We start from the raw sequence: 24,358 nt of genomic DNA, 5'->3' as shown, positions 1-24,358 counted from the left end.
AAGCCAACTTAATTTATGGATAAGCGCTTAATTTATGAAATTCCTCAAAATGAAAAATTCGATCTCTATATTTTGATAAAAAATGCTAATGTGCGTACTGACCGTAACGGGCGCGACTTCATTGCCTTTACCTTCCAAGATAAGTCAGGGACTATTGATGGCATGTATTGGAGTGCTATGGAAGATGAAGTGGAGGCCTTTCAAAGTGGTCGGGTGGTTCGCTTAAAGGGACACCGGGAATTATATAATGGCCAACCCCAAGTGAAGATTTCGGGCTTGCGTCTAGCCCATGATGGTGAACCCAATGACCCGAGCTTGTTTATTGCTGACGGCCCCATGAAGGTAGAAGATATGAAGGCTGAAATTGAAGCGGGGATCAAAAGTATTATGCATCCGGCGCTCAAGAAAATTGTGGGCAGCATCATGACCGAATACGATGATATTTTCTACCAATATCCAGCTGCCAAACGCCACCACCATGCCTTTGTTGGAGGATTAGCCTTCCATACCGTTTCCATGTTACGCCTGGCTCAAGCGATTGCTAAACTTTACCCTAATGTGGATAAAAGCTTGCTTTATGCTGGGGTTATCCTCCATGATGCCGCTAAGGTGATTGAATTTGTGGATCCTTTAAGTGGGGACTACTCGATTGAGGGAAACCTTATTGGTCATATCTCTTTGATGGGACAAAAAATTTCCCTCACCGCAGAACAGTTAGGCTACCGCCAAGATGAAGAAGCAGTAGTTTTACTCAAACATATGATTCTTGCCCACCACGGGAAGAATGAATTCGGTAGTCCGGTAACCCCACGCCTATTGGAAGCTGAAATCCTTCACCGGGTGGATGACCTGGATGCTAAGATTAACATGATGACCAGTCACTTAAAGGATGTTGAGCCTGGCGAATTTACTCCAAAAATTATGGGCTTAGAAGGTCGTTCTTTCTACCATCCAAGTAATGACTATTATCAAAATATTTAATGAGAATTGAAAAAGGAGATCGGGACAATTGTTCTGACCTCCTTTTTAATATATGGACTGTCTAATCAAAAGCTGCTCCAGTCACAGGACGAACGTCCGCTTCAGAAAATACCAAGGCACAGACTTGCTGTGTTTATGGTTTTTCCTCCAGCAATTCAAGTCTCTCATGCCGTACTCACGTCCTTTTAACTGAACTTATGATATTTTCCTCCAGCGATTTCGTCCTTTGTCGTGACTGTCACACTCTTTTGTTGAGAATTTATTAAGCTTTGACTTATTAAGCTTTAATTCATCTGGGCATGGTAAAGTAAGTTTAAGCTATTTTTCAGTCAAGGAGCTATGGAATGAACTTATTATTTGCCGTTGATGACCACTATGTGGAGCCCATGCTAACCACGCTTTACTCCATCTATAAAAACACAGGCAAGCGTGACTACCAAGTCTACATCTTGCAAAATCAGCCCCTGGCAGCCCACGACAAAATTGATCGCTTTTTACAAGCCATGGGGATGACTTACCACCCGGTGCTTATTGATCAAGATATTTTTAAAGAGGCACCGGTTTCTAAACGCTATCCAGAGACTATCTACTACCGCTTGCTAGCCCACTATTTCTTGCCCGATCAGCTAGAGAAGATCCTCTACTTGGATGCTGATATCCTTTGTATCAATGACCTCGTGCCCCTATATGAAACTGACTTAGGGGATGATTTATACGGAGCGGCCAGTCACGCTAAGCTGACTAAGATTACTGACCAGATCAATAAACTACGCCTAGGCAATAGCCAGGCTGACCACTATTATAATTCTGGAGTTTTATTGATGAATCTTAAGGCGATCCGACAAAAGGTGAAAGCCGATGATATTTTTGACTTTATCCAGGAAAACCGACATCAATTAATTCTGCCTGACCAGGATGTTCTCAATGCCTTGTACAGCCAGTATATCTATGATTTGCCTGACCAAGTTTACAACTATGATGTCCGCTATAGTAAACTTTATGAATTGATTAGTGAAGGGAAGTGGACCCCCGAGTGGGTAGTTGAACACGGCGCTCTCTTGCATTTTTGTGGGAAGAAAAAGCCTTGGCAAAGGAAGCACTTGGATAACTTTGGCCTGCTTTATGCCCACTATGACCATAAGCGGAAATTATTTACCAATATCAAATAAAATGAAAAGAGCATGCCTGAGGAAATCCCTTGAAGCATGCTCTTTTAATGATAGACTATTTTTTATCAGATTCTGCCTGACTTTGGCTGTTTTCTTGTCCTTTTTGGTCGTCTTTATTGTCTGCTTTTTTGTCTTGGTCTTTTGAGTTTTCTTTAGAATCTTTATCTGCTTTCTTATTCTCTTCTTTTGGTTTGAATTGGTCGAGAGCAGATTTTAGGTCGGAATCCTTAATGTCAATGTTGTATTTCTTCAAGAGATCACTGGTGACTTGGAGGAGGGTAGAAGGATCTTGCATTTTCTTATTCTTTACTTGTTCAGCCAGCTTATCTTTTTCATCTTCAAAGCTACCTTTTTGACCCTTTTTATCTAATTTAATGATGTGGTAACCGTACTGGGATTTGACCGGTTCCTTGGTGTATTCCCCTTCGTTTAGTTTGAAGGCAGCGTCTTCAAACTCTTTGACCATTTGGCCTTTTTCAACTTGACCCAAAGATCCCCCTTTTTCTTTGCTGCCTGGATCTTTACTGTGTTCTTTAGCTAATGCACTAAAGTCGCCACCTTGATCTAATTTTTTAATAATATCCTTGGCTTCATTTTCATCTTCTACTAAGATATGCGAAATTTCTGCAGCAGGTTCATAGTCTTCGTAGGCTTTCTTTAATTCTTCGTCTGAAACAGGAATATTTTTCTTGAGGGCCTCTTGGGTGAGGGTGTATTGGGTTAGTGATTCTTTATAGGCTTCTTCAGAAGGTACGCCGGAACTTTTGAGGACATTTTGGAATTTATCATTATCACCAACTTGGGCCTTGGTTGCCGCAATTTGTTGGTCAGTTTCTTGTTCAATTTCCTTATAACGGTCCTTACCCACTTCTTGTTTAGAGATTTCAGAAAGGATGAGTTGGCGAAGGGTCTGATCGCCGGCAACCTTCTTCATTTGATCATTCAGTTGACCTTGGGTAATTTTAATATCATCACCGGTCGCCACAGCGCTGTCATTGCTTTGGCTTTGGCAAGCCGCCAGAGTGAAGGCACATAGACTGGAAACTAGGCCCAGGGTGAATTTTTTCTTAAATTTCATAAATCAAACTCCTAATCATTTCATTCAATATACTCTAAAAATATAGCACAGCTCTTATTCTAACTCAATCCTAATGAAAAGAAGTCTAAGAACCTTCATAGATTCTTAAACTTCTTTTCTCTTACTATCCTAGTACTATTCGTCTTCCTTATCGGTCGTTTCATCGCTATCTGCTGAACCATTTAAAAGGGCAGAATTATCCACATCGGCCTGTAATTGGGCGACTTGTTCTTGGATACGATTCATTTGGGGGACAGCTGTGCGTTGGAAGTCACGGATTGCCAGTTGAATGTCGTCCCGGGCTGAGCCAAGGGTTTGCATGCCTTGATTAGCTAAATCGCTAATGGCTACTTGGGTTTCAGCTAAGGACCCCGTAAGATCGGTAGCTGCGCCTGATAAACGTTTACTATAATCTTTTAGAATGCGGCGGTTGGTTTCGCCAGAATGGGGCGTTTTCAAGAGAGCATAAGAACCCGCAAGAAGGGCGCCCAAGCCCAAACCTTTTAAAAATGCTTTTAACATCGACTACACCTCAATATTTTCGTTAATGGTTTTAGCAATTTCGGCTAAGTCTTCATCACTATAATTGTCACCGTTATTGGTAAATTTGACAGCAAACCCTTCCTCTTTTTGGTAGCGAGGAATGATGTGAATATGAGAATGGAAGACCGATTGATAGGCAATTTCACCGTTGTTATTTAAGATGTTAATTCCTTGTACGTCTGGGAAGGCCTTCTTAATGGCTTCGACAATAATAGGAATCCGTCTAAAAATCGCTCCAGCATCCTTGACATCGTAGTCAAAGATATCTTTTAGATGTTTTTTAGGAACGAGTAAGGTGTGCCCCTTGGTAACTTGAGAATTATCTAAGAAAGCAGTGACTACTTCGTCTTCATAGACTAGATTAGTGGGGATTTCCCGGTTTGCAATTTTACAGAAAATGCAATCTTCCATGATATATCGTCCTCTCTAATTGACTTATTCATTTAGCTTAAGTTTATCACAAGCCTAGGTAAGTCACAATTTTTCTACGGGGATTTTTTCGGCCGCCGCTGATCGAAAAAATTCTGGATATTTGCTAAACTAGGTGTAAAATGAGGTCTTAAGATTAGATTATCAATAGCAAAGGAATTGAAAGATGACACTATCTGTAGAACATTTAAGTGGGGGTTATAGTAATTATACAGTCCTCCACGATTTAAATTTTTCTGTTCAAGCTGGTGAAATTGTCGGCTTGATTGGCTTAAATGGGGCTGGCAAATCAACCACTATTAAGCATATTTTAGGTCTGCTTAAGCCGAGTGCGGGAGAGATATTGGTAAATGGCCATTCACTGGCTGAGGATAACCAGGCCTACCGCCAAGCCCTTAGCTATATTCCCGAACAACCGATCCTCTATCCAGAGCTCACCTTGCGCGAGCATATCCAACTGATTGCCTTGGCCTACCATATTGACCCCGACCAAGCCATGGCTAATGCCGAGCCGCTCTTAGAACGCTTCCGTTTGACCGAACGCTTGGACTGGTTACCCATCCATTTTTCTAAGGGCATGAAGCAAAAGGTCATGATTGTTTGTGCCATGCTGGTGGATACCATGCTCTACATTATTGATGAACCCTTTGTCGGCTTAGACCCACTGGGGATCGATGACTTTACCCAATTGTTACTAAAGAAACGCCAAGCCGGGGCAGCAATCTTAATGTCAACCCATATCCTGTCTAGCGCTGAGCACTACTGTGACCGCTTTATCTTTCTCCATGAGGGACAAATTAAAGCTCAGGGGACCTTGCAGGAGATTCGTCAACACTTCAATAAGGCAGATGCCAGCTTGGATGAACTCTATGTTGACTTAGTAAGAGGGCAGAGCCATGACCTTTAAAGAGCTCTATCCCAAACGCCGTCAAAGTCAGCAAAAACGCATTTTTCGCTATTTTAAATACATTTTTAATGACCACTTTATCCTAGCTTTGGCTTTTATTTTAGCGGCCTTGGCCTTTCAATATAGCCAGTGGCTAAAGACTTTAACGACTTTTAACCCGCTTTACCAATGGACCTGGCTAGTCATTGCCACTGCTTTAGTGATGGGAATAGGCAAGATAGCTAGCTTCATTGAAAAGGCGGACACGGTCTTTTTACTGGCTCGGGAAAGGGACTTTAAGGCTTACTTTAGCCAGGCCTTAGCCTATAGCTTACTCCTGCCAACGGGGATCTATGCCTTATTTATGGGGGTATCTTATCCCTTCTTACTAATTCACCAAGGTTTGTCAGGGGGCCAGGTCCTTGCCATCTTTGTGGTAATGGTCGGCTTGAAGGCTCTCCAGTTACGGTCAGTTTTAGAAAATTTTCATTTTTACAGTCCCAGCAAAAGTAGGCTCTTGATGGTTTTGACTGCAGCTTATAGCTTTTGTCAGTTGTATTTTGCTGTGCGGGGAAAGATCTTTTTGGCCCTGGCTTTTGTCTTTGTGATGATCGTCATCTATTATCTGACCAGTGAAAACTGGCAGGGTGAAAAGCAATGGGATTGGTTAAAAATCGTAGGTGAGGAAAGCCAACGTCAAGAAAGGGTTAACCAGGTTTTGAGCTTGTTTGTTGATGTTCCTACGGGTCAAAAGGCGGTTAAGCGGCGGAAATATTTAGATCCACTGCTTATGACCAGCAAGAACAATCCCTATTATTTCCTCTACCAAAGGGCCTTTTGTCGGAGCCAAGATTATTTTAATTTATGGCTCAGGCTCACTGCCTTAGCGACTCTCTTGGTTTATTTCTTACCTAGTCACCCGCTGACCTATTGTTTAGGCCTTTTACTGCTTTATGCCAGTCATTTTCAAATTTTACCGCTCTATCGTCGCTATTATAAGCACCCCTTAATGAAAATCTATCCCCTAGATCAGGGACAAGCTTTGCCTGCTTTTCGCCGCTTTTTATACCTGCCGCTAGGCTTGCAGACGGCTTTTCAGACGATGAGTTTCCTAATGAGTAAATCCTGGCAGGACAGTGTGATTTTCTTGATTTTAGCGGGATTAATGACTATCCTTTTCACCCGGGTCTATTTACCCCGTCGCTTACGAGGAAAAAATCGTCTCTTGGAAAAATTACATAGATAATTATTGACGATCCTCTAATTTCTGACTAAAATAAGAGATACTGTTTAAATATAATCGGGAGAAAGGGAGGAGAAGTTATGGAGTTCCAATTCGATAAAGAATGGACCTTGCACCCAATAGGTGGCGATACTGGCCAAGCTTTTATGGGAACACATAATCAAGAGCGGATATTTCTGAAGCGAAATTCTTCTCCTTTTTTAGCTGCCTTGTCCATGGAGGGGATTACCCCTCGCTTGATCTGGACCAAAAGAACTGCTAGCGGGGACGTCTACTCCGCCCAAGAATGGCTTTATGGACACACCCTGTCAGCCCAAGAAATCCAGCAAGGCATCGTGACTAAGTTAATGTCACGTTACCACCACTCTGACAATCTCTATAATATGTTGGTGAAAATTGGTGGAAAAACCTATAAACCAGAAGATTTCTTACATGAATTTGAAAACAATCTTAGTGAGGACCTGGACTCCCTAACCTATATTAATAGTGTTAAGGATTACCTCTATGACACCTTGTCTTTTGTGCAAAACGCTCGGCGCACTGTTTGCCATAGCGACCTCAACCGTCGTAATTTTATTTTGTCAGAAGACCATCGCTTATACTTGGTAGACTGGGAGAAGGTCTGCATTGCTGATCCCATTTTTGACATTACCCAGCTCTTAGTCCAATACATTCCCTTGGAAGATTGGGACCACTGGTTTGATCTGTATAACTTACATGTTAGTGAAGAAACCTATTTACGAATTGAATGGTATTCATTAATGAATTTGCTCTTTTTAATTAAGGCAGACTATCAGAAAAAACGCATCTATCACATTAATGAAAGTATTTTATTGCTCAGACACATCTATGAAAACCGCTATTTTAAAAGCAGTAACCAAGAAAACCCCATCACTTCCTGGTCTATTGACTAGGAAAGCTATCGGGTAAGGGAAGCCCGCTTTAAATGCAATTATTTATTAAAAAAAGGTTGTGGCAAGGGTCACAGCCTTTTTCTAAGTTAGGAAACACCACTAAGGAGGAAGACTATGCGTGTACGTCACAAACCCTGGGCAAAAGACCTGATCGCCCAACACCCTGAATGGGTGATTACTGACCCTTACGACAAAAAAGGCCACTGGCATGAAATATTTGCCAATGACCATCCTATCCATGTGGAAGTGGGCACCGGAAAGGGTCAATTTCTGATTGAAATGGCTAAGACCTATCCTGAGATTAATTTTATCGGCATTGAAATGATTTCTGATGTCTTAGTTATGGCTCTACAGAAAGCCATGGAAACTGAATTAAGCAACCTGCGTTTCATCCGCGGAGATGGTAACCATGTTAGCGACATGTTCGCTGAAGAAGAGGTAGGGGAAATTTACTTAAACTTTTCCGATCCTTGGCCAAAAAAACGCCATGCCAAACGCCGCTTGACCCATGAGAACTTTCTCAAGCAATACCAGGACATCTTAAAGCCAGACGGCCGCTTGATTTTCAAGACGGATAACCAAGGACTTTTTGAGTATTCCTTAACCTCGCTCTCCCATTACGGAATGGTCTTAGATGATGTGTCTTTGGACCTTCACAATAGTGGGGTAACAGATAATATCATGACCGAGTATGAGGCCAAGTTCTCTCAAAAAGGGCAGCGTATTTACCGCTTAATTGCTCATTTTAAGAGTTGAGGGACAGAGGAACAAATCCTATTGATAAAAAAACCAAGCGGGCAGTCTCTTCACTTTGAGCACTTCCGGCTTGGTTTTTCTTAAGCATGATGAATTAGTCAATGGCAAAAATATCAACAATATTCCCTGTGATTGCGTCGGCATAAAATTCATATTGAACGACCTTATTATTTTCTAGACGGGAGATACCGCCGTAATAGAGCTTTTGTTCTTGGCCAAACCGGTTAACATGGACCGGTTGGAGTTCAATCCAAGAGCCTTCGATGTCGCCGTCTTTTTTAAAGTGGTCCTTAACGGCTTCTAAAACTTCCATGCCGTCTTTAGCCTTATGGGCTTGGACTTGGTCATAAATTAAAGCCGCAGCAACGCCACCAATGACTAAACCGCAGGCAAAGAGGCTACCGGCCAGGGCATAGTTTTGCTTTTGATCGTTGGGAAAAACGCTATCTTTCAACTGATTAATTAGGGCTTTTTTTACCATAGTGAATGTCAATCTCCTTTGTTTATTGGATAAAGCGCAATATTTCTTTTAATTATAACACGCTTAAGCTTTTCTTGCAGGAGGCTAGGGAGAGGGATATATTTTGGAATTAGGCTTGAATTGCCTTTTTAACGGTTTCAGTTTATAATTTACACGATACTTTGTAAAGATTTAATGACTTGCTCGCTGATATAAAACGGGTAAGCAATATAAAGGAGAAGTTAATTATGTGGCTTAGTTTCTACAATCCTCGAGGAGTAGGCGATGTGTTGATGCTGACGTCAGCGGATCTTCCTCGTGAACTAATAGAAACTGAAACGTTGTCCGATGTGACACGTATTTATAACAAGGAAAATAAAGAAACCATTGGTTATAATATCAATAATATTTCGACTTATATGGAAATAAAGGGGACAGGACACGTTCTCTTAGAAGACGCTCAAATTGAGCAAATTAACCAATTATTCTATGAACAAGGTTTTGAAACCATCAAAATCTCAAACGAACCCCGGATTGTGGTAGGAAAGGTAGTGGAGTGTGTCGACCATGAAAATTCTGACCACCTGCATGTTACCCAAACCCAAGTGGGCCCAGCAGACGTCCAACAAATTGTTTGTGGGGCAAGTAATATTGACCAAGGTCAGACCGTAGTCGTAGCCCTGAGTGGGGCAGTCATGCCCAATGGACAAATTATCTGGCCGGGGGAATTGCGCGGGGTGAAAAGTAATGGAATGATTTGTTCCGCCTATGAATTAGGTTTAGACCCTGACCATGAACGTCAAGGCATCTTAGTGCTTGACGATGAATTGACCCCAGGAACTCCTTTTGAGTCAATCAAAGATCAATTGGATTAAAGGAGTCATTGACAGGTTCACTGAAATATTGTATCAAGAAAGGAATGAGAGGATATGGCCTTTGTCCCTTTTTATCGTAAAAAGAATACGCAGCGGATTAAGCCTAAGCACTCTGTCCTTGATTTCCCTAACTATCTAAGCCGTGACTATAGCAATTACCAGGAAAATAATGACCAGCGCTTTGGCAAAGAAGCCCCGGTCAGCTTCCATATTGACGATGATCAGATGGTAATTAATAGCTCACCTTATCAAGCTAACCGAGCCTCTGTTCGCCCTGATCGTTCAGAGGCTATGCGGCGTCGCAAAGGAATTAATGACCAGCGACAAAATAGTCCCTACCACTACAAGCAAAACTCCATTCGTGAAGATAAAAGAGAAAAGCAGGCCCGCTTACGGCGTGAAATTAAAGAATTTCAAATGTACCAGAGTAAAAAGCCCTTTAAACCGACTGAGCTGCCCTCAACCTGGTTGAATAGCCAGTCCAGCAATCCTGCTCAAGACAAAGGGACAAAAGCAGAACGGCCTTCTCAAAGCTCAAGTAAGAAAACGGCATCGCCAAGGACTAGCCAAAAACGCGATTCGGCTTCTACAAATCAGCCTAACTCGAACAAAAGCAAAGCAAGACCCAAGAAGCATTTAAACCGGGGCTTACAGTCAATTATGGCTGAGGAAAGGCCCCTCAAAGGGAATTCTTTTCTAGGACAAGATGATGGCCTAGCTAAGGACCAACCCCCTTTCAAAAACCATCAAGATGGAAACGGAGACAAATAAGACATGGATAAAGAATTGACCTATCATTTTACCGGAATCAAAGGCACAGGCATGAGTGCTCTCGCACGCGTTCTTAAAGGAGCTGGCTACCAGGTCCAGGGTTCTGATGTCACTGATCATTTCTTTACTGAGGAAGGTTTGAAAGAGGCGGGCATTACCGTTTTACCTTTTGATCCTGACAATATCCATGAAGGGATGACAGTGATTTGTGGGAACGCCTTTAAGGATGACCACCCTGAAGTTGTCCGGGCCAAGGAATTAGGCCTGACCGTTACTCGCTACCATTACTTCTTAGGTGAACTCATTAAGAAGTATACTAGTGTTGCCATTACCGGTTCACATGGGAAAACCTCAACTACTGGTCTGATGGCCCATGTCCTGGGCAGTTTAAAGACCACCTCCTATCTGATTGGAGATGGGACCGGTAAGGGAGTAGAAGACGGGGAATACTTTGTTTTAGAAGCTGACGAATATCGGGAACATTTCTTAGCCTATGAACCTGATTATGCCATCTTTACGAATATCGACTTTGACCATCCCGATTTTTACCATAATATTGAAGAAGTCTTTGCTGCTAACCGAAAATTTGCCCACCAAGTTAAGAATAAAGTAATTGCCTATGGAGACGATCCTTACTTACAAAAATTGAAGGATGAGGTTGACGTTTGGTATTACGGCATTGACAATAATGATTTTGATATTGTTGCCAAGGATATCGTTCGTAACACCAAGGGCTCACACTTTGATGTCTGGGTCCAAGGCAAACATTATGGCAACTTTTCTATCCATACCTTTGGTCAACATAGCATCTTGAATAGCTTGGCAGTGATCGGCTTCTGTTATTTAGAAGGTTTTGCTCCAGAGGATGTTCAAGAAGCCTTGACCAGCTTTAAGGGCGTGAAACGTCGTTTTAATGAACGTTTTATTGAAGATATGGTGATTGTTGATGACTATGCCCACCATCCTTCAGAAATCAAAGCGACCATTGATGCCGCCCGCCAACAGTATCCAGATAAGCAAGTGATTAGTGTCTTCCAACCCCATACCTATTCGCGGACCCTGGCTCTACTGGACCAATTTGCCGAGGCTCTAGACAAGTCCGATGCGGCTTATGTCTGTGATATCTTTGCTTCAGCACGGGAGACCGACCACCACCAAGTATCCAGCCAAGATGTTCTGGATCGTTTAACGGTTCCCCATGCGGCGCTTGATCTGGACGATATGACCTCATTACTTGCCTATAAGGATGCGGTTATTCTCTTTATGGGAGCTGGTGATGTTCCTAAATATGCCAAGGCCTATGAAGCCGCCTTGTTAGAGAATGGGCACACAGATAAGGAGTTGTCAGATGATGACCATTAAGAAGGCAGTAATCCCGGCAGCAGGTTTGGGGACGCGTTTCCTCCCTATTACCAAAGCCACTGCCAAAGAAATGCTTCCTTTGATGGATAAGCCAGTCATTCAATTTATTGTTGAAGAAGTGCTGGCCAGTGGAATTGAAGAAATTCTCATTGTTACTGGGCGCAACAAGCGCTCTATCGAAGACCATTTTGACTCTAATTACGAGTTAGAGCAAAACCTTACTGAAAAGGGTAAGGAAGACTTATTGGAAATGGTCCAATCCAGCACCTTACATAACATCCAGTTCAAACGCCAACACTATCCTAAGGGCCTGGGTGATGCCATCTTACAAGCTAAGTCCTTTGTAGGAAACGAACCTTTTCTCTTAACCCTGGGGGACAATATTATGGTTTCTGATAAGCCCGCCTCTAAGCAGGTCATGGAAATTGCTGACCGCTACCAAGCAACAGCAATCTTAACCCAAGCAGTCTCCAACCAGGAAGCTAAGCATTATGGGATTGTTGATGAAGCTAGTTCGCGGTCGGGGGATGTCTATGATATAAGCGGGCTAGTGGAGAAACCTACAGATCCAAATTATGACCCTGCTATGGCCATCTGTGGCCGTTATGTCTTAACCCCTGATATTTTTTCAGCGATTGAAGCGGTAGGCGTTAATCCTCAATCTGGAGAAATTGAACTCACTGACGCTTTAAATTTACTGGCTAAGGACCAAGCAGTCTTATCCACCCACTTCCATGGCCAATGGTATGAAGTGGGAGAACCCTTGGGACTTATCGAGGCTAGCATCCAATATGCCTTACACCACGAAGAAACCAGCCAAGGCCTCAATGATTATTTAAAGCAAGAAATCATCCCCCGCTTAAAAGCGGAAAAATAAAGTCATCTAGTCTCCTTCAACTAGCTGAGGGAGACTTTTTCATTGGAGGAGAGCAGATTTTTGATTATTAAAGAAGCAATCTTACATATCTATGATCAAAACATTAACCAGGGGGTCATGTCTGAACTTCCCTTAGCCGTTGATAGTAATCATTTATTTAAATACATGAATGCCTTAATTGATAAGGTCTGGGTTACCGATAAGAAGAAGCGGGGGATCTTTCCAGCTGATAATGAAAAATACCAGCAATTTCAAGCAGCTGCAGCAGACTTTATTCCCAATAGCCAAGCCTTGGCTAGTCAATGGTTTCAATTTATCCAATTAAATGCAGATATTCCTGCGGCTGACTTACTCTGGCTGCGTTTTTCTGATGACCAAGGTGAGGATTACCTGGCGGCCTTTAAGCTCAACCACAATGAGTCCTATACCCATAACTTGGTCTATAATGATGACAATGTTCAAAATGATCTCATTATCCACAAAAACATCCTGCCATCTGCCAAACAGGCCATTGATGAAGGCATCGTAGTTAATTTAGCCAGTGGCCAATATGACTTGGTGGAAAAGAAACATGAGATTGAAAGTCTAGGGGAAAAGGTCAATTATTTTAGTGAATTGTACCTCAAGGTGCCGACCAAGCCCAGTGCCAAGGAAAGTATCCAAGCCATCAAGAAGGCCGTTGAAAAGACGGCTCACACTTATGATGAACCGGTCTACCAATCCCTCGCCAAGGCTAAAGATATCCTCTACCATGAAATGAGTGGGGAGGAAGGCTTTTCCAATGAGCGGATTGCTGACTATCTCTACGAAGATAACCTGGCTAAGAAACAATCCTATTTGGAAGAAACCCAGACTTTCCCTTTTGACAATGACATGATGCAAGAAGTTGAAAGCATTCCTACAAAACTCCAAAGGCAAAAATTGAAACTGGATAATGGCATTGAAATCACCATCCCCCTCGACTTGTTCTACGATCCCGACGTCATTGAATTAAGCAATAACCCCGACGGAACAATCAGTGTCACCATCAAAAACATCGAATCCATAAAAAATATGTTTTAAGGAATAGAGTGTGACGGGTGCATCAAAAGGCAAGATCACTGGAGCTAAAGGGCAAGCGAATTCTTAAAGAGAATTTGATGTCCTTTAGTGAAGTGGATGCTTGCCTTGCACCCGGAACACGTTTGAAAAGAGTGCGAGCTGACGACAAAAAAGTGAAACGCTGGAAGAAATATGCGGTAATCCTTGAAAAGGATTGCCAAATATTTCTGAAGCGGAGTTCACTTTTGTCAGCGAGCAGGTTTGAGAAGGATGTGAGGAAGGATCAGGGAGGGAGATTCCTTGGAAGAAAAGATGAAAAGATCAGCAAAGCTGATCGCTCAACTTTTCTGAAAGGACATCCCCTACCCCTTCCGAACTCAACTATAGAGTGCGATGGGTGCGCCAAAGATCGATAGAGCTACGCATACTATATCTGTACGTCGCTTTGCTTCCTACAGCTATAGCAACTGGAGCTAAAGAGCAAAAATTCTTGAAAAGAATTTCTTGCACTTTAGTGAAGTGGAGATCGATCTGCACCCAGAGCAGGTTTGAAAAGAGTGCGAGCTGACAAAATAAAGCTAAGGCTATCCCAGCGCGAAAAAACTTAGTATACTATAAGAGAAAGCAGACTTTTGACTGCTCCTATAACTTAGATAGAGCGGGCAGTTTAATCATTGACCTGGATATGTGAAAGGATGACCCAAATTAGATGGATTATGAAGAATTTGAAAAAGATTTACCGGTCTTAGAGCGGGGCAAGTGGACCCTGGGTCTAGACCATATTCGCGACCTCATGGCGGTCTTTGATAATCCCCAAGACAAATTGCCTACTGTCCATATCGCCGGCACCAATGGCAAGGGCTCAACCGCCTCAATGATTGCTAGGACCCTCCAATTAGCTGGCTATAAGGTAGGTTTGTATACCTCACCATCCTTAGTGAGTTTTAATGAGCGTATTCGGATTAACGGGGAGAATATCGCTGATGAAAAGCTGCAAGCCATGAAAGACTACATGAAGGAAAAACTTGCCGGCACTAAGATTCAATGCAGCGAGTTTGAGTTATTTACCGCCATGGCTTGGTTGATCTTTTACCATGAAGGCTGCGATATTATTGTTCTAGAAGTAGGCTTAGGTGGTCGCTTGGATGCCACCAACCTGGTAAAGAGTCCCTTAGTCAGTGTGATTACTAAGATTGCCTTAGACCATGAAAATATTCTGGGCCATACCATTTCAGAAATTGCTAAGGAAAAAGCGGGTATTATTAAGTACTATACCCCGGTCGTGGTTTACCCCTATCCAAAAGAGGCGATTGAAGTTTTAAGTGCGACTGCTGAACGTCAAGGGGCTCCTTTGAAGACGATTGATACAGAAAGTATTGAGGATATTCACCCGGAAAACCGTCAGCAAGTTTTTACTTATAAGGGAGAAAATTATCACCTTAACTTATTGGGTAAACACCAAGTGTTGAATGCCTGCTTGGCGATTGAGGCTTTAGCTGAAATTAAACGAGCTGGTTTTAATGTAGAGCTCAAGCAGATAAAAGAAGGCTTACAGACAGTTTCTTGGCCAGGACGCTTTGAATGGGTTCACCAAGATCCAGAAATTATTATTGATGGCAGCCATAATTTAGATGGGGTCCGGGCCATGCGTCATGCGGTTGAGGATTATTTCCCTAATATTCCCCGCCTAGCCATTACCGGTATGCTAAGAGACAAAGATGTTTACCGGATGTTAGGAGAAGTTGTTCACTTATTTGATGAGATTGTCACCATTACCCCTGATTCAGACCGGGCCATGACAGCTAATGAACTCACTAAGGCGGCCCATATGGTCACGGGTCTCCAAAAGGTAAACACCTACACTGCTAAGAATAATGAAGACGCTATGTCCTATGCCAGACGATGGGCTGACCAGCAGGAAGGGGACTGCCTTATCTGTGTCTTTGGCAGCCTTTACCTTGTTGGTGAATTAAGAGAGCTAGTCTTTGAATCCTTTGAAGCCGACCAATAAAGAAACCGAATGAATCAGTGATCTTTTACACTGATTCATCCGGTTTTTATTTTTATACAAGATCTTTTACTTCTTTAACTCATATTCCACTCGATGAGTTCATAGAAACCATCATGGTAGGAAACATGGGCATAGTGACCATAGTCTAGCACATCGGCTAAGTCAAAATCAGCCAAGACCTCGTGCAGGAAGGCAGAGATCGGGGTATGGTGGGAGATGATGGCGACATTGATTTCGGGTTTCATATGGTCTAGGCGGTATTCTAAAGCTTCATCATGAACCTGCATCATCCCACTTTCTAGGCGATTCCAAAAGGTCATAAAATCTTCAGCTAAGCCTTCAGGATCACGGTGGCTAATGCCATCAATAACATTAGGCACAAATTGTGATTGAGGGATGCCTTCTTCTCGCATGTGGTGGACCATTTCCTGCAAGCTTTCGGGCCAGGCTACTTCGATGGGCTGGCCTTCCATACCGCCGTAATAAATCTCACGAAATTCTTTTAAGGGAGTTGCTATCAGGCTTTGAGGCTGACTCGATAAGAGGATTTGCGCACTTGTTTGACTCCTTGGCATGTCACTGGAGTAGGCTAAATCCAAAGGAATATTTTTAAAGTGGTCAGCTAAATCGGCCATTTGTGCTCGACCTACCCGGGTTAGGGGGGTATCGGTCCAGCCTTGTACTTTTTCTTGACCAGCCAGCTTGTTTTGGTTGGCTTCGGTCTCTCCATGGCGGATAAAGTAATAATGTATGGCTTGCATCAGATCACCTCCTCTTTTTTATCTTTTATTTATTTTAGCATATATTTTTACTAAAGGTGAGCCATTGCCTGAAAGAAATTCCCAAAGATAAATAAAGTTGCCCATCAACATAAAGCGTGATACAATGGCATAAGTATGAAGACGACTCAGAAGTAGTAACTCGGGCGGAATACTTAGCGAGGATGTGCTTGGTGAAAACATCTTATTCCTAACAGTGAACTCGTCTGATGATTCACACGCAACTTGTTTGCCGTCTCACCTGCGTTAAGGGTAAGAAGAGAGCCAACGTAGGTGGTACCACGATCATTCGTCCTATTTATGCAAGATAACTTGTATAAGGGGGCTTTTTTTTTAGGTAAATATTTCATGTTGAAATGGAAGGGGATTACATAATGGCTTATAACCACAAGACAATAGAGAAAAAATGGCAAAAATATTGGAAAGACAATATGAGCTTTAAAACCTTAGAGGACAAGTCCTTGCCTAAGTTTTATGCATTGGATATGTTCCCTTATCCTTCCGGTCAAGGGCTCCATGTGGGGCACCCAGAAGGTTATACAGCAACCGATATTGTTTCGAGAATGAAGCGAGCCCAAGGTTATAATGTTCTCCATCCAATGGGGTGGGACGCTTTTGGTTTACCAGCGGAACAATATGCCCTCGATACCGGTAATGACCCCGCTGAATTTACCCAAGCCAATATCGGTGTCTTCAAGAAACAAATTGAATCCCTCGGTTTTTCCTATGACTGGGACCGTGAAATTGACACTACTGACCCAGAATATTATAAGTGGACCCAATGGATCTTCACCAAACTCTTTGAAAAGGGTCTAGCTTATGAAGACGAAATCATGGTTAATTGGTGTGAAGCCTTGGGGACGGTTCTGGCAAATGAAGAAGTGATTGACGGCTTGTCTGAACGGGGCAACCATCCTGTGGTTCGACGTCCGATGAAGCAATGGGTATTGAAGATTACTGCTTATGCTGACCGTCTCTTGGATGGTTTAGACGACTTGGATTGGCCAGAAAGCATTAAGGAAATGCAACGAAACTGGATTGGTCGTTCTGAAGGGGCCGATGTGACCTTTAAGGTGGCGGATACTGACAAAGAGTTTGAAGTCTTTACCACCCGTCCTGATACCCTTTACGGGGCAACTTACTGTGCTTTAGCCCCAGAACATCCATTAATCAAGCAAATTGTCAGCGAAGGCCAAAAACAAGCGGTGGCTGACTATGTTGAAGCAGCCAGCCATAAGTCTGACTTAGAACGTACCGATCTCGCTAAGGAGAAGACTGGGGTATTTACTGGGGACTACGCGGTTAACCCACTCAACGGGGACAAGCTCCCTATCTGGGTGGCCGACTATGTCTTGGTTTCTTATGGGAGCGGTGCCGTCATGGCTGTTCCTGCCCATGACCAAAGGGACTACGAATTTGCTCAGCAATTTGACCTTCCAATTAAAGCCGTCATCGAAGGTGGCGACATTGAAAAAGAAGCCTACACTGGCGATGGGGTCCACATTCATTCAGAAGAATTGGATGGTTTAGGCAAGGATGAAGCCATTCAAAAAGCCATTGAAATCTTAGAAGACAAGGGCGCTGGCCAAGCTAAGACCTCTTACCGTCTCCGTGACTGGGTCTTCTCACGTCAACGCTACTGGGGGGAACCAATTCCTGTTATCCATTGGGAAGATGGGACCACCACTGCAGTTCCTGAAGCAGACTTACCGGTCTTGTTACCAGAAGGCAAGGATATAAAACCATCAGGTACTGGCGAATCCCCACTCGCAAACTTTGAAGACTGGCTTAACGTTTATGATGAAGAAACTGGCCTCCACGGGAAGCGCGAAACCAACACCATGCCACAATGGGCGGGGTCAAGCTGGTACTTTATTCGCTTCTGTGATCCTAAGAATAAGGAAGCTCTCATTAGTCAAGAAGCAGCCGACTATTGGATGAATGTTGACCTTTATATCGGTGGGGCAGAACATGCTGTTCTTCACCTTCTCTATGCGCGTTTCTGGAACATGTTCCTCTATGACTTAGGAGTAGTGCCTACCGAAGAACCCTTCCAAAAACTCTTTAACCAAGGGATGATCCTCGGGGAAGGTCATGAAAAAATGTCTAAATCAAAAGGCAATGTGGTCAACCCTGATGATATTGTTGAACGTTATGGGGCCGATACCTTACGCTTGTATGAGATGTTTATGGGACCTTTGGATGCCTCAATTGCCTGGAGCGAAGATGGCTTAGCGGGGGCTAGACGCTTCCTGGAAAGAGTCTGGCGTCTATTTATCGATAGTGATGACCAATTACGGGATCGAATTACTACCATTGATACGGGTGAATTAGACAAGGTTTACAATCAAACCGTCAAGAAAGTCACTGAAGACCTGGAAAAATTACACTTCAATACGGCCATTTCGCAAATGATGGTCTTTGTCAATGAAGCTAATAAGGCAGAAAGTATTCCGTACGACTATGCCAAGGGCTTTGTCCAATTACTGGCTCCAATTGCGCCTCACTTGGGAGAAGAATTGTGGCAACGTCTAACCGGTGAAGCTGGAATTTCTTATGTGCCATGGCCAAGTTACGACGAAAGTCAATTAGTCGAAGAAAGTATCGAAATTGTGGTCCAAGTGAACGGTAAAATTAAGGAACGTCTCCAAGTGGCTAGCGGCCTTAGCCAAGAGGAATTAAGTCAAGCAGCCAAAGACTCCGACAAGGTCCAAGCAGCAATTGCTGGTAAGGACGTAGTGAAGGTGATTGCTGTTCCTGATAAATTGGTTAATATTGTGGTCAAATAGGAAGGAAATTGCATGAAGAATATTTTAATCGTCCATGATATTTCCTGCTACGGTAAGTGTTCTTCAACAGTAGCCTTACCTATCTTAGCCATGATGGAATTAGCGGGGACCTTACTTCCCACCTCACTCTTGTCAACCCACACGGGGCCAGGCTTTGAAGGCTATACCTATCTGGATCTCAGTGATGAAATGGCTAAAATTGTTGATCACTGGCAATCTTTTGGATTAACATTTGACGCCGTTTATGTCGGTTATTTAGGCAGTATTGAACAAATTGACTTCTTAATTGAGAAATTACCTCAATTAATTAAGTCCGGTGGAAAAATTTACCTGGATCCAGTCATGGCTGACCAGGGCAAGTTTTATCCCGGCTTTGATGAGGCCTATGCCAAGGCCATGCGCAAGCTATGTGATATTGCTGATGTGATCATGCCCAATCAAACCGAGGCAGCCTTTATCTATGACTTTCCCTATCAAGAAGGCCTGGCCGGTTATCAAAGCGCTAAAGACTTAGCTGCTTTAATCAACCAGGACAGTGACCAGCCAACTTCACTGGTTCTCACTGGGGTAGGTTATGATGGTGATCAACAGACCGGGGCCTATTACTATGACGCTGACAATGAGACTGAGGGTCTGATTCAGGCTGATTTTGTCGGCGGACTTTTCCATGGAACTGGTGATATCTTTGCTTCTATATTCGTTGGCGCCCGTGAAAATGGGGCCTCGCTCAAAGCAAGTACCGCCTTAGCCGTGGAAACCCTGCCCAAAATTCTCCAAGCCTCAATCGACAATCCCAATATTCACCAAGATGGCCTGGACTTTGAAAAAGCTTGCCCCGACCTTAACCGCTTTGTCCATGAATTAAAAAATTGATTTTTAAGTCTTGGCAACTAATTATTAAATAAAATTTTTATTTACTTAATAATCATGAGCAGTAGTGATGCTTTGAAATGGGGCGTTAGCCATGAACAAGCAAGTGAAGCGAATTATGGATCGTAGGCGATAGCCGTACGAGGCATTTGAGTCTCGCTAGGTGAGGGACCTAGGCCCGAACCGGTGCCATGGCTTTTTAACGACCCAATTTCAAATGCAGAACGAATGCTCATTATAATTATTTGCTAAATAAGCCGAATAAATAGTAAAACAATTAAGCGATTAATATCTAGCCATTAGAGGCAAGATTTAATCGCTTTTTTTCAATGCAGATAAAAAAACTTTCAGCTCACTGAGCAATATGCTTTTTATGAGAGAAAAATATGTTAAAATTATTACTAACAAAAAATAAGTAAATGGAGGGAAGACTTTGCTGCGCCTAGAGAACATTCACAAAACTTTCGCTGATAAGGAAGTTTTAAAGGGAATTGACTTAACCGTCAATGACGGGGAAGTGGTTGCTATCATTGGCCCCAGTGGTACCGGAAAAACCACCTTATTAAGAACCATTAATTTCCTTGATCCCGCTGACCGTGGAAATATCCAGCTCAATGACTTGACTGTGGCAGCTGATCAAGCGACCAAGCAAGAAATTACTGAAATCCGCCGGCGGACGGCTATGGTTTTTCAAAATTATAGCCTCTTTAAAAATAAAACCGTTTTAGAGAACGTGACAGAAGGTCTAATTACAGTCCAGGGCAAGAGTGCTGAAAGTGCTGAAAAAATTGCCAAGGTAGAATTAGACCAGGTGGGCATGTTGGATCATTTAGACAAGTATCCCAGCCAGTTATCTGGAGGTCAGGCCCAGCGCGTAGGAATTGCCCGGGCAGTGGCTCTAAAACCTGAAATTTTACTTTTAGATGAACCAACCTCGTCACTGGACCCAGAACGCTCGGCAGAATTGTTGAAGATTCTCCAAGAGATTGCCCGGACCGGGGTTACTATGTTGATTACTACCCATGAAATGGATTTTGCTAAATACGTTTCTTCCCAGGTTGTCTTCATGGAAAATGGTGAAATTGTTGAATCGGGAAGTCCCCAACAGATTTTTTCAGCAGCTAAGGAAGTCCGTACGCGAGACTTTGTCAATAAGATCCAACATCCCTTTTTAGCCGAAAGTGAGGAGAATAACTAATGAAAACATTAAAGACTTTTATCATTGTACTAGCAGGCCTCTTTTTAGCAGCCTGCGGAAATAACCAAGGGGGATCCGAATCCGGAGCCAAAACCGTGACTGTTGCGGTGGAAAATGCGTCAAAGCCCTTATCTTTTACCGATGAAAAGGGGAATTTAACCGGCTATGAAGTTGAGCTGATCCAAGCCTTAGATGAAGCGATGCCGGAATATAATATTAATATTGAAAGTGTTGACTCTGAAGCTGCCCAAGTCGGTTTGGAAACAGGACAATATGATTTTATCGGTGGAGGACTCTACAAGAACCCTGAACGTGAATCCATGTACCTCTTCCCAGAAAAACATACTGGAGCCAGCGTGATCGAAATTTACAAACGCGCTGATGATGATTCCATTCAAAGTTTAGACGATTTAACCGATAAGAAGGTCCACCCGGTAACGCCGAATGGGGGAATCTTTAACTTATTAACCGCTTATAATGAAGCCCACCCTGACAATCAAATTGATATTCAATTGGGTGAATCTGGCTCTTTTGCGGAACGCTTCCAAGCAGTTGACAAGGGTGAATCCGATGCTGTTGTCATGCCATCCAACCTGGGTGCCGATCAAATTATCGAAGAATTAGGCTTAAATGTGAATACAGCTGACCAACCTGTTCAAGTTAAAGCTACTTACTTTATGATTGCCCCTGACCGGGAAGATTTAAAAGAAGCTCTGGACAAGGCGATCCAACAACTAGCGGATGAAGGAAAATTACAAGAACTTTCAGAAAAATGGTATGGAAAGAACATTTTCGACTATGAAATCAGTGAAGAAAATTAATAGTTGTCAGGCGACTAATCAGTTAATAACCATTAGTCGCTTTTCTTTGTAATAAAGGAGTTGCTTTATGGATTTTGGATTTATTATTAACATACTCCCCACCCTCCTAAAGACCTTGCCGCTAACTTTGTTTGTCTTTGTTCTTGCCTTAGTTGGGTCCTTATTGCTGGCTGTTATTGTGGCCAGTTTACAGTTGAAAGAGATTCCCATAGTCGACCCGCTTTTAAGGATATACTCCTCCTTTATGCGGTCAACCCCTGGGATTATCCACCTTTTCGTGGCCTATTATGGGATTCCTTTTATTTTACGTCCCTTTCATATCTCATTGGGGACCAATAGCCAGGTAACGGCAGCCATTATAGCCTTGGTGGCTTATAACGGGGCCTTTATGGCTGAAATTATTCGTCCCGCCTATCTGGCTGTTGGCCAAGACCAAAAGGAAGCGGCCCTGAGTTTGGGGATGACTGCCTGGCAAAGAAATTGGCGGATTATTTTCCCACAAATTATCCCCATTGCCTTGCCTTCTTTAACGACAGCTGTCATCGACTTGTTAAAGGATACCTCCTTACTTTTCCTTATTGGTTTAGTCGACCTGATGGGGCAGGCAGAAATTATTATTGCCAATAACTACGGTCTTTACCAGGTAGAAGTCTACTTTGCTATTGCCCTCATTTATTGGGCCATGTCATCATTATTGATCTTAATCAGTAAGTTGCTGGAAAATCGTTACGCTATGATTTGGAGAAGGGAGGACTAGGCCATGCGCTTTGATCTTAATATTTTATGGGACACCATTTTAGTGGTCTTACAGGCGGTTCCCCGGGTCCTCTTATTAGCCCTGGTTGTCTTAATACTAGGTATCGGCTTAGGGGCTTTAATTGCCTTAGTTCGACGTCGGCGGATTCCGATTCTTGACCAATTATTAGAAATTTTTATTTCCTATATGCGGGGCGTTCCCCTCATTGTGCATCTATTTATTATCCGCTATAGTTTACCAAATGTAGCGGCTAGTTTTATGAACCTGCTTGGTTTTGGTATGGAGCCTAATGACTTTCCTAATATCTTGCTCATTATCGTTGCCTTTACCTTATTAGAAGCGGCCATTGAGTCGGAAAATATTCGTGGGGCCCTCAATGCGGTCAGTAAGGACCAAGTGGAGGCGGCCTTATCTATCGGAATGACTAAAAAGCAAAGCTTACAACGGATTATCTTTCCCCAAGCCCTAACAGTTGCCATTCCACTCTTTTTAAACGCTTATCTGAAGGCCATTAAGATCCAGTCCCTAGCTTTCACTGTGGGTGTGGTTGACATTCTTACTCAAGCCCGCTTTGCCGCCGCCTTGTCCTACCATTATCTAGAGTCTTACCTGGCAGCGGCCCTCGTTTATTGGTTAATTTGTGGCCTCTTGCAGGTCGCCTTTGACCACTTGAGTCAGAAGATTTCATTTGAGAAAGGAGTCTAGTATGACAGACAAGAAAAAACTTTTAAAAGCCTTCATGGCTGAGCAGTTGAAGGGGTATACGCCATTCTCTGCTTGGACCCATTATCCTGAAATAGACCGAGAGCCGCAGGCAATCAGCCAAGCCACTTATGATTTTGCCCGCCAATTTGACTTAGATTTTATCAAAACCATGAGTAATGGTATGTATACGGTGGAAGATTATGGCGTCGACCTCGATTTTTCGGCCATAGCCAAGGGTGGGGTGGCCCAAGTTAAAGCAAGTCCTATCCATTCCTACCAGGATTGGCGAGAGGTTCCTGAGCTAAGTGTCGATCAAGCCCCAGCCTTTCAAAGGGAGTTAGAACATGTGGAGCGCTTAGTGGAATTGACCAAGGGAGAGCTTCCCCTTGTGGTCACTGTCCATAGCCCCTTAACGACGGCTAATAAGTTATGCCAGGGTCAGATTGGCCAATACATAGAAGCAGATGGGGAAGGCTACCTCTTAGAAGCCCTAGAACGCTTGACGCGGCCGACTATTGAATTTGTTCAATTAGCGCTCTCTAAGGGGGCAGACGGAATCTATCTGGCTAGTCAAATGGCTTCCTATGATAAATTGAGCCCTCAGGCCTACCAAAAATATGGGATTCCCTTTGATTTGAAAATTATTGAAGCAGCGGAGTCGGGCTGGTTAAATACTCTTCATATTCACGGAGCGAATATTATGTTTGACCTCCTTAAGGATTACCCGCTTCCGGTTATTAATTGGCATATTGGTGAGTCTAAACCCGAATTAGAAGAAGGCATCCAGGAAACCGATCAATTTATTATGGGGGGCTTACGTCGGGAGGCCATTACCCAAGCGGATTGGTCAACGTTGGAAGGCCAGCTTGCCCAAGCCAAGACTATTAATCAAACTGATAATCGTATCCTCTTAACGCCAGGCTGTGTGATCAGACAGCCCTTTTCCAAAGAGACTTTAGCGCAGCTTAGAGATTTAATCAGAAGCTAGGAAATGAGAGTTTCTCAACTTTTCAAAGTCCTTAAGTTTACTTAATGAATCCAGG

The 24,358-nt window shown here is 43.1% G+C and carries 24 protein-coding genes; 19 read left to right on the top strand and 5 right to left on the bottom strand.

From position 1 onward, the window contains the following. Nucleotides 1-15: 15 nt before the first annotated feature. Nucleotides 16-981, top strand: a complete 966-nt coding sequence (locus DBT49_RS07090) for a 3'-5' exoribonuclease YhaM family protein (protein ID WP_070560425.1) — start codon at nt 16-18, stop codon at nt 979-981. 344 nt (nt 982-1,325) lie between these two features. After that, nucleotides 1,326-2,150: a glycosyltransferase family 8 protein gene (locus DBT49_RS07085; RefSeq protein WP_070560427.1), complete on the top strand. Its 825-nt coding sequence runs from the start codon at nt 1,326-1,328 to the stop codon at nt 2,148-2,150. A gap of 55 nt (nt 2,151-2,205) precedes the next feature. Here the strand turns inward: DBT49_RS07085 and DBT49_RS07080 are convergent, their stop codons facing one another. The 3 genes from DBT49_RS07080 to DBT49_RS07070 all read right to left on the bottom strand — a co-directional run bounded on the left by DBT49_RS07080 (nt 2,206) and on the right by DBT49_RS07070 (nt 4,182). After that, entirely contained in the window at nt 2,206-3,228 is a 1,023-nt protein-coding gene (locus tag DBT49_RS07080) for a peptidylprolyl isomerase (protein ID WP_070560429.1), read from the bottom strand. Nucleotides 3,229-3,363: 135 nt separating this feature from the next. Beyond that, a complete protein-coding gene (locus DBT49_RS07075; protein ID WP_070560430.1) occupies nt 3,364-3,750 on the bottom strand; it encodes a hypothetical protein in 387 nt (128 codons plus the stop codon). 3 nt (nt 3,751-3,753) lie between these two features. Next, nucleotides 3,754-4,182: an HIT family protein gene (locus DBT49_RS07070; RefSeq protein ID WP_070560432.1), complete on the bottom strand. Its 429-nt coding sequence runs from the start codon at nt 4,180-4,182 to the stop codon at nt 3,754-3,756. Nucleotides 4,183-4,366: 184 nt separating this feature from the next. Between DBT49_RS07070 and DBT49_RS07065 the strand changes: the two genes are divergently transcribed. From DBT49_RS07065 to trmB, 4 genes are all read left to right on the top strand, one after another. After that, nucleotides 4,367-5,107, top strand: coding sequence for an ABC transporter ATP-binding protein (locus DBT49_RS07065; protein WP_070560434.1), 741 nt, complete (start codon nt 4,367-4,369; stop codon nt 5,105-5,107). Next, on the top strand, nt 5,097-6,332 hold the full coding sequence (locus tag DBT49_RS07060) for an ABC transporter permease (RefSeq protein ID WP_070560436.1): 1,236 nt from the start codon (nt 5,097-5,099) through the stop codon (nt 6,330-6,332). The genes DBT49_RS07065 and DBT49_RS07060 overlap by 11 nt, the downstream gene beginning before the upstream one ends. Before the next feature lie 77 nt (nt 6,333-6,409). Continuing rightward, a complete protein-coding gene (locus DBT49_RS07055) occupies nt 6,410-7,243 on the top strand; it encodes a phosphotransferase family protein (protein WP_064292934.1) in 834 nt (277 codons plus the stop codon). Nucleotides 7,244-7,357: 114 nt separating this feature from the next. Further along, nucleotides 7,358-7,999, top strand: coding sequence for a tRNA (guanosine(46)-N7)-methyltransferase TrmB (trmB, locus tag DBT49_RS07050; RefSeq protein ID WP_070560437.1), 642 nt, complete (start codon nt 7,358-7,360; stop codon nt 7,997-7,999). 94 nt (nt 8,000-8,093) lie between these two features. Here trmB and DBT49_RS07045 read toward each other — a convergent pair whose 3' ends face one another. Beyond that, nucleotides 8,094-8,480: a hypothetical protein gene (locus DBT49_RS07045; protein WP_101560380.1), complete on the bottom strand. Its 387-nt coding sequence runs from the start codon at nt 8,478-8,480 to the stop codon at nt 8,094-8,096. Between the two features lie 227 nt (nt 8,481-8,707). On the opposite strand from DBT49_RS07045, the gene ytpR reads away from it, so the two are divergent. The 6 genes from ytpR to DBT49_RS07015 all read left to right on the top strand — a co-directional run bounded on the left by ytpR (nt 8,708) and on the right by DBT49_RS07015 (nt 15,396). Beyond that, complete coding sequence (gene ytpR / locus DBT49_RS07040) at nt 8,708-9,334, top strand: YtpR family tRNA-binding protein (RefSeq protein WP_070560438.1); 627 nt, start codon at nt 8,708-8,710, stop codon at nt 9,332-9,334. A gap of 54 nt (nt 9,335-9,388) precedes the next feature. Next, a complete protein-coding gene (locus tag DBT49_RS07035) occupies nt 9,389-10,105 on the top strand; it encodes a hypothetical protein (RefSeq protein WP_070560440.1) in 717 nt (238 codons plus the stop codon). A 3-nt stretch (nt 10,106-10,108) separates the two neighbouring features. Further along, on the top strand, nt 10,109-11,467 hold the full coding sequence (gene murC, locus DBT49_RS07030; protein WP_070560442.1) for a UDP-N-acetylmuramate--L-alanine ligase: 1,359 nt from the start codon (nt 10,109-10,111) through the stop codon (nt 11,465-11,467). Next, nucleotides 11,457-12,344, top strand: coding sequence for a UTP--glucose-1-phosphate uridylyltransferase (locus tag DBT49_RS07025; RefSeq protein WP_070560585.1), 888 nt, complete (start codon nt 11,457-11,459; stop codon nt 12,342-12,344). The genes murC and DBT49_RS07025 overlap by 11 nt, the downstream gene beginning before the upstream one ends. Before the next feature lie 60 nt (nt 12,345-12,404). Beyond that, complete coding sequence (locus DBT49_RS07020) at nt 12,405-13,406, top strand: nucleoid-associated protein (RefSeq protein ID WP_083300533.1); 1,002 nt, start codon at nt 12,405-12,407, stop codon at nt 13,404-13,406. 688 nt (nt 13,407-14,094) lie between these two features. Further along, nucleotides 14,095-15,396 carry a bifunctional folylpolyglutamate synthase/dihydrofolate synthase gene (locus tag DBT49_RS07015; protein WP_101560382.1) on the top strand — a complete coding sequence of 434 codons (1,302 nt, stop codon included), beginning with the start codon at nt 14,095-14,097 and terminating at the stop codon, nt 15,394-15,396. Between the two features lie 74 nt (nt 15,397-15,470). Here DBT49_RS07015 and DBT49_RS07010 read toward each other — a convergent pair whose 3' ends face one another. Continuing rightward, complete coding sequence (locus tag DBT49_RS07010; protein WP_070560445.1) at nt 15,471-16,157, bottom strand: histidine phosphatase family protein; 687 nt, start codon at nt 16,155-16,157, stop codon at nt 15,471-15,473. 392 nt (nt 16,158-16,549) lie between these two features. Here DBT49_RS07010 and leuS point away from each other — a divergent pair, with 392 nt between their 5' ends. The 7 genes from leuS (at nt 16,550) to DBT49_RS06975 (ending at nt 24,303) form a co-directional block, all read left to right on the top strand. Continuing rightward, nucleotides 16,550-18,964: a leucine--tRNA ligase gene (leuS, locus tag DBT49_RS07005; protein ID WP_070560447.1), complete on the top strand. Its 2,415-nt coding sequence runs from the start codon at nt 16,550-16,552 to the stop codon at nt 18,962-18,964. A 12-nt stretch (nt 18,965-18,976) separates the two neighbouring features. Then, complete coding sequence (locus DBT49_RS07000) at nt 18,977-19,837, top strand: pyridoxamine kinase (protein WP_070560449.1); 861 nt, start codon at nt 18,977-18,979, stop codon at nt 19,835-19,837. 430 nt (nt 19,838-20,267) lie between these two features. Further along, a complete protein-coding gene (locus DBT49_RS06995; RefSeq protein WP_070560451.1) occupies nt 20,268-21,032 on the top strand; it encodes an amino acid ABC transporter ATP-binding protein in 765 nt (254 codons plus the stop codon). Then, nucleotides 21,032-21,853, top strand: a complete 822-nt coding sequence (locus DBT49_RS06990; protein ID WP_070560453.1) for a transporter substrate-binding domain-containing protein — start codon at nt 21,032-21,034, stop codon at nt 21,851-21,853. Before DBT49_RS06995 ends, DBT49_RS06990 begins: the two co-directional genes overlap by 1 nt. Nucleotides 21,854-21,920: 67 nt before the next feature. Further along, nucleotides 21,921-22,610: an amino acid ABC transporter permease gene (locus tag DBT49_RS06985; protein WP_070560455.1), complete on the top strand. Its 690-nt coding sequence runs from the start codon at nt 21,921-21,923 to the stop codon at nt 22,608-22,610. A gap of 3 nt (nt 22,611-22,613) precedes the next feature. Continuing rightward, complete coding sequence (locus DBT49_RS06980) at nt 22,614-23,315, top strand: amino acid ABC transporter permease (RefSeq protein WP_070560457.1); 702 nt, start codon at nt 22,614-22,616, stop codon at nt 23,313-23,315. Nucleotide 23,316: 1 nt separating this feature from the next. Then, on the top strand, nt 23,317-24,303 hold the full coding sequence (locus tag DBT49_RS06975; RefSeq protein WP_070560459.1) for a uroporphyrinogen decarboxylase family protein: 987 nt from the start codon (nt 23,317-23,319) through the stop codon (nt 24,301-24,303). The last annotated feature ends 55 nt before the right edge of the window (nt 24,304-24,358 follow it).

The organism is Aerococcus mictus, from assembly GCF_003286595.3.
GTDB lineage: Bacteria > Bacillota > Bacilli > Lactobacillales > Aerococcaceae > Aerococcus > Aerococcus mictus.
The sequence above is the reverse complement of the archived record's forward strand: the minus strand, read 5'-3'. Positions and strand labels throughout refer to the sequence as shown.

What these genes read in the sequence shown, in the direction of transcription:
- DBT49_RS07090 (WP_070560425.1), top strand. Translation starts at nt 16, where the DNA reads ATGGATAAGCGCTTAATTTATGAAATTCCTCAAAATGAAAAATTCGAT.
- DBT49_RS07085 (WP_070560427.1), top strand. Translation starts at nt 1,326, where the DNA reads ATGAACTTATTATTTGCCGTTGATGACCACTATGTGGAGCCCATGCTA.
- DBT49_RS07080 (WP_070560429.1), bottom strand. Translation starts at nt 3,228, where the DNA reads ATGAAATTTAAGAAAAAATTCACCCTGGGCCTAGTTTCCAGTCTATGT.
- DBT49_RS07075 (WP_070560430.1), bottom strand. Translation starts at nt 3,750, where the DNA reads ATGTTAAAAGCATTTTTAAAAGGTTTGGGCTTGGGCGCCCTTCTTGCG.
- DBT49_RS07070 (WP_070560432.1), bottom strand. Translation starts at nt 4,182, where the DNA reads ATGGAAGATTGCATTTTCTGTAAAATTGCAAACCGGGAAATCCCCACT.
- DBT49_RS07065 (WP_070560434.1), top strand. Translation starts at nt 4,367, where the DNA reads ATGACACTATCTGTAGAACATTTAAGTGGGGGTTATAGTAATTATACA.
- DBT49_RS07060 (WP_070560436.1), top strand. Translation starts at nt 5,097, where the DNA reads ATGACCTTTAAAGAGCTCTATCCCAAACGCCGTCAAAGTCAGCAAAAA.
- DBT49_RS07055 (WP_064292934.1), top strand. Translation starts at nt 6,410, where the DNA reads ATGGAGTTCCAATTCGATAAAGAATGGACCTTGCACCCAATAGGTGGC.
- trmB (WP_070560437.1), top strand. Translation starts at nt 7,358, where the DNA reads ATGCGTGTACGTCACAAACCCTGGGCAAAAGACCTGATCGCCCAACAC.
- DBT49_RS07045 (WP_101560380.1), bottom strand. Translation starts at nt 8,480, where the DNA reads ATGGTAAAAAAAGCCCTAATTAATCAGTTGAAAGATAGCGTTTTTCCC.
- ytpR (WP_070560438.1), top strand. Translation starts at nt 8,708, where the DNA reads ATGTGGCTTAGTTTCTACAATCCTCGAGGAGTAGGCGATGTGTTGATG.
- DBT49_RS07035 (WP_070560440.1), top strand. Translation starts at nt 9,389, where the DNA reads ATGGCCTTTGTCCCTTTTTATCGTAAAAAGAATACGCAGCGGATTAAG.
- murC (WP_070560442.1), top strand. Translation starts at nt 10,109, where the DNA reads ATGGATAAAGAATTGACCTATCATTTTACCGGAATCAAAGGCACAGGC.
- DBT49_RS07025 (WP_070560585.1), top strand. Translation starts at nt 11,457, where the DNA reads ATGACCATTAAGAAGGCAGTAATCCCGGCAGCAGGTTTGGGGACGCGT.
- DBT49_RS07015 (WP_101560382.1), top strand. Translation starts at nt 14,095, where the DNA reads ATGGATTATGAAGAATTTGAAAAAGATTTACCGGTCTTAGAGCGGGGC.
- DBT49_RS07010 (WP_070560445.1), bottom strand. Translation starts at nt 16,157, where the DNA reads ATGCAAGCCATACATTATTACTTTATCCGCCATGGAGAGACCGAAGCC.
- leuS (WP_070560447.1), top strand. Translation starts at nt 16,550, where the DNA reads ATGGCTTATAACCACAAGACAATAGAGAAAAAATGGCAAAAATATTGG.
- DBT49_RS07000 (WP_070560449.1), top strand. Translation starts at nt 18,977, where the DNA reads ATGAAGAATATTTTAATCGTCCATGATATTTCCTGCTACGGTAAGTGT.
- DBT49_RS06990 (WP_070560453.1), top strand. Translation starts at nt 21,032, where the DNA reads ATGAAAACATTAAAGACTTTTATCATTGTACTAGCAGGCCTCTTTTTA.
- DBT49_RS06985 (WP_070560455.1), top strand. Translation starts at nt 21,921, where the DNA reads ATGGATTTTGGATTTATTATTAACATACTCCCCACCCTCCTAAAGACC.
- DBT49_RS06980 (WP_070560457.1), top strand. Translation starts at nt 22,614, where the DNA reads ATGCGCTTTGATCTTAATATTTTATGGGACACCATTTTAGTGGTCTTA.
- DBT49_RS06975 (WP_070560459.1), top strand. Translation starts at nt 23,317, where the DNA reads ATGACAGACAAGAAAAAACTTTTAAAAGCCTTCATGGCTGAGCAGTTG.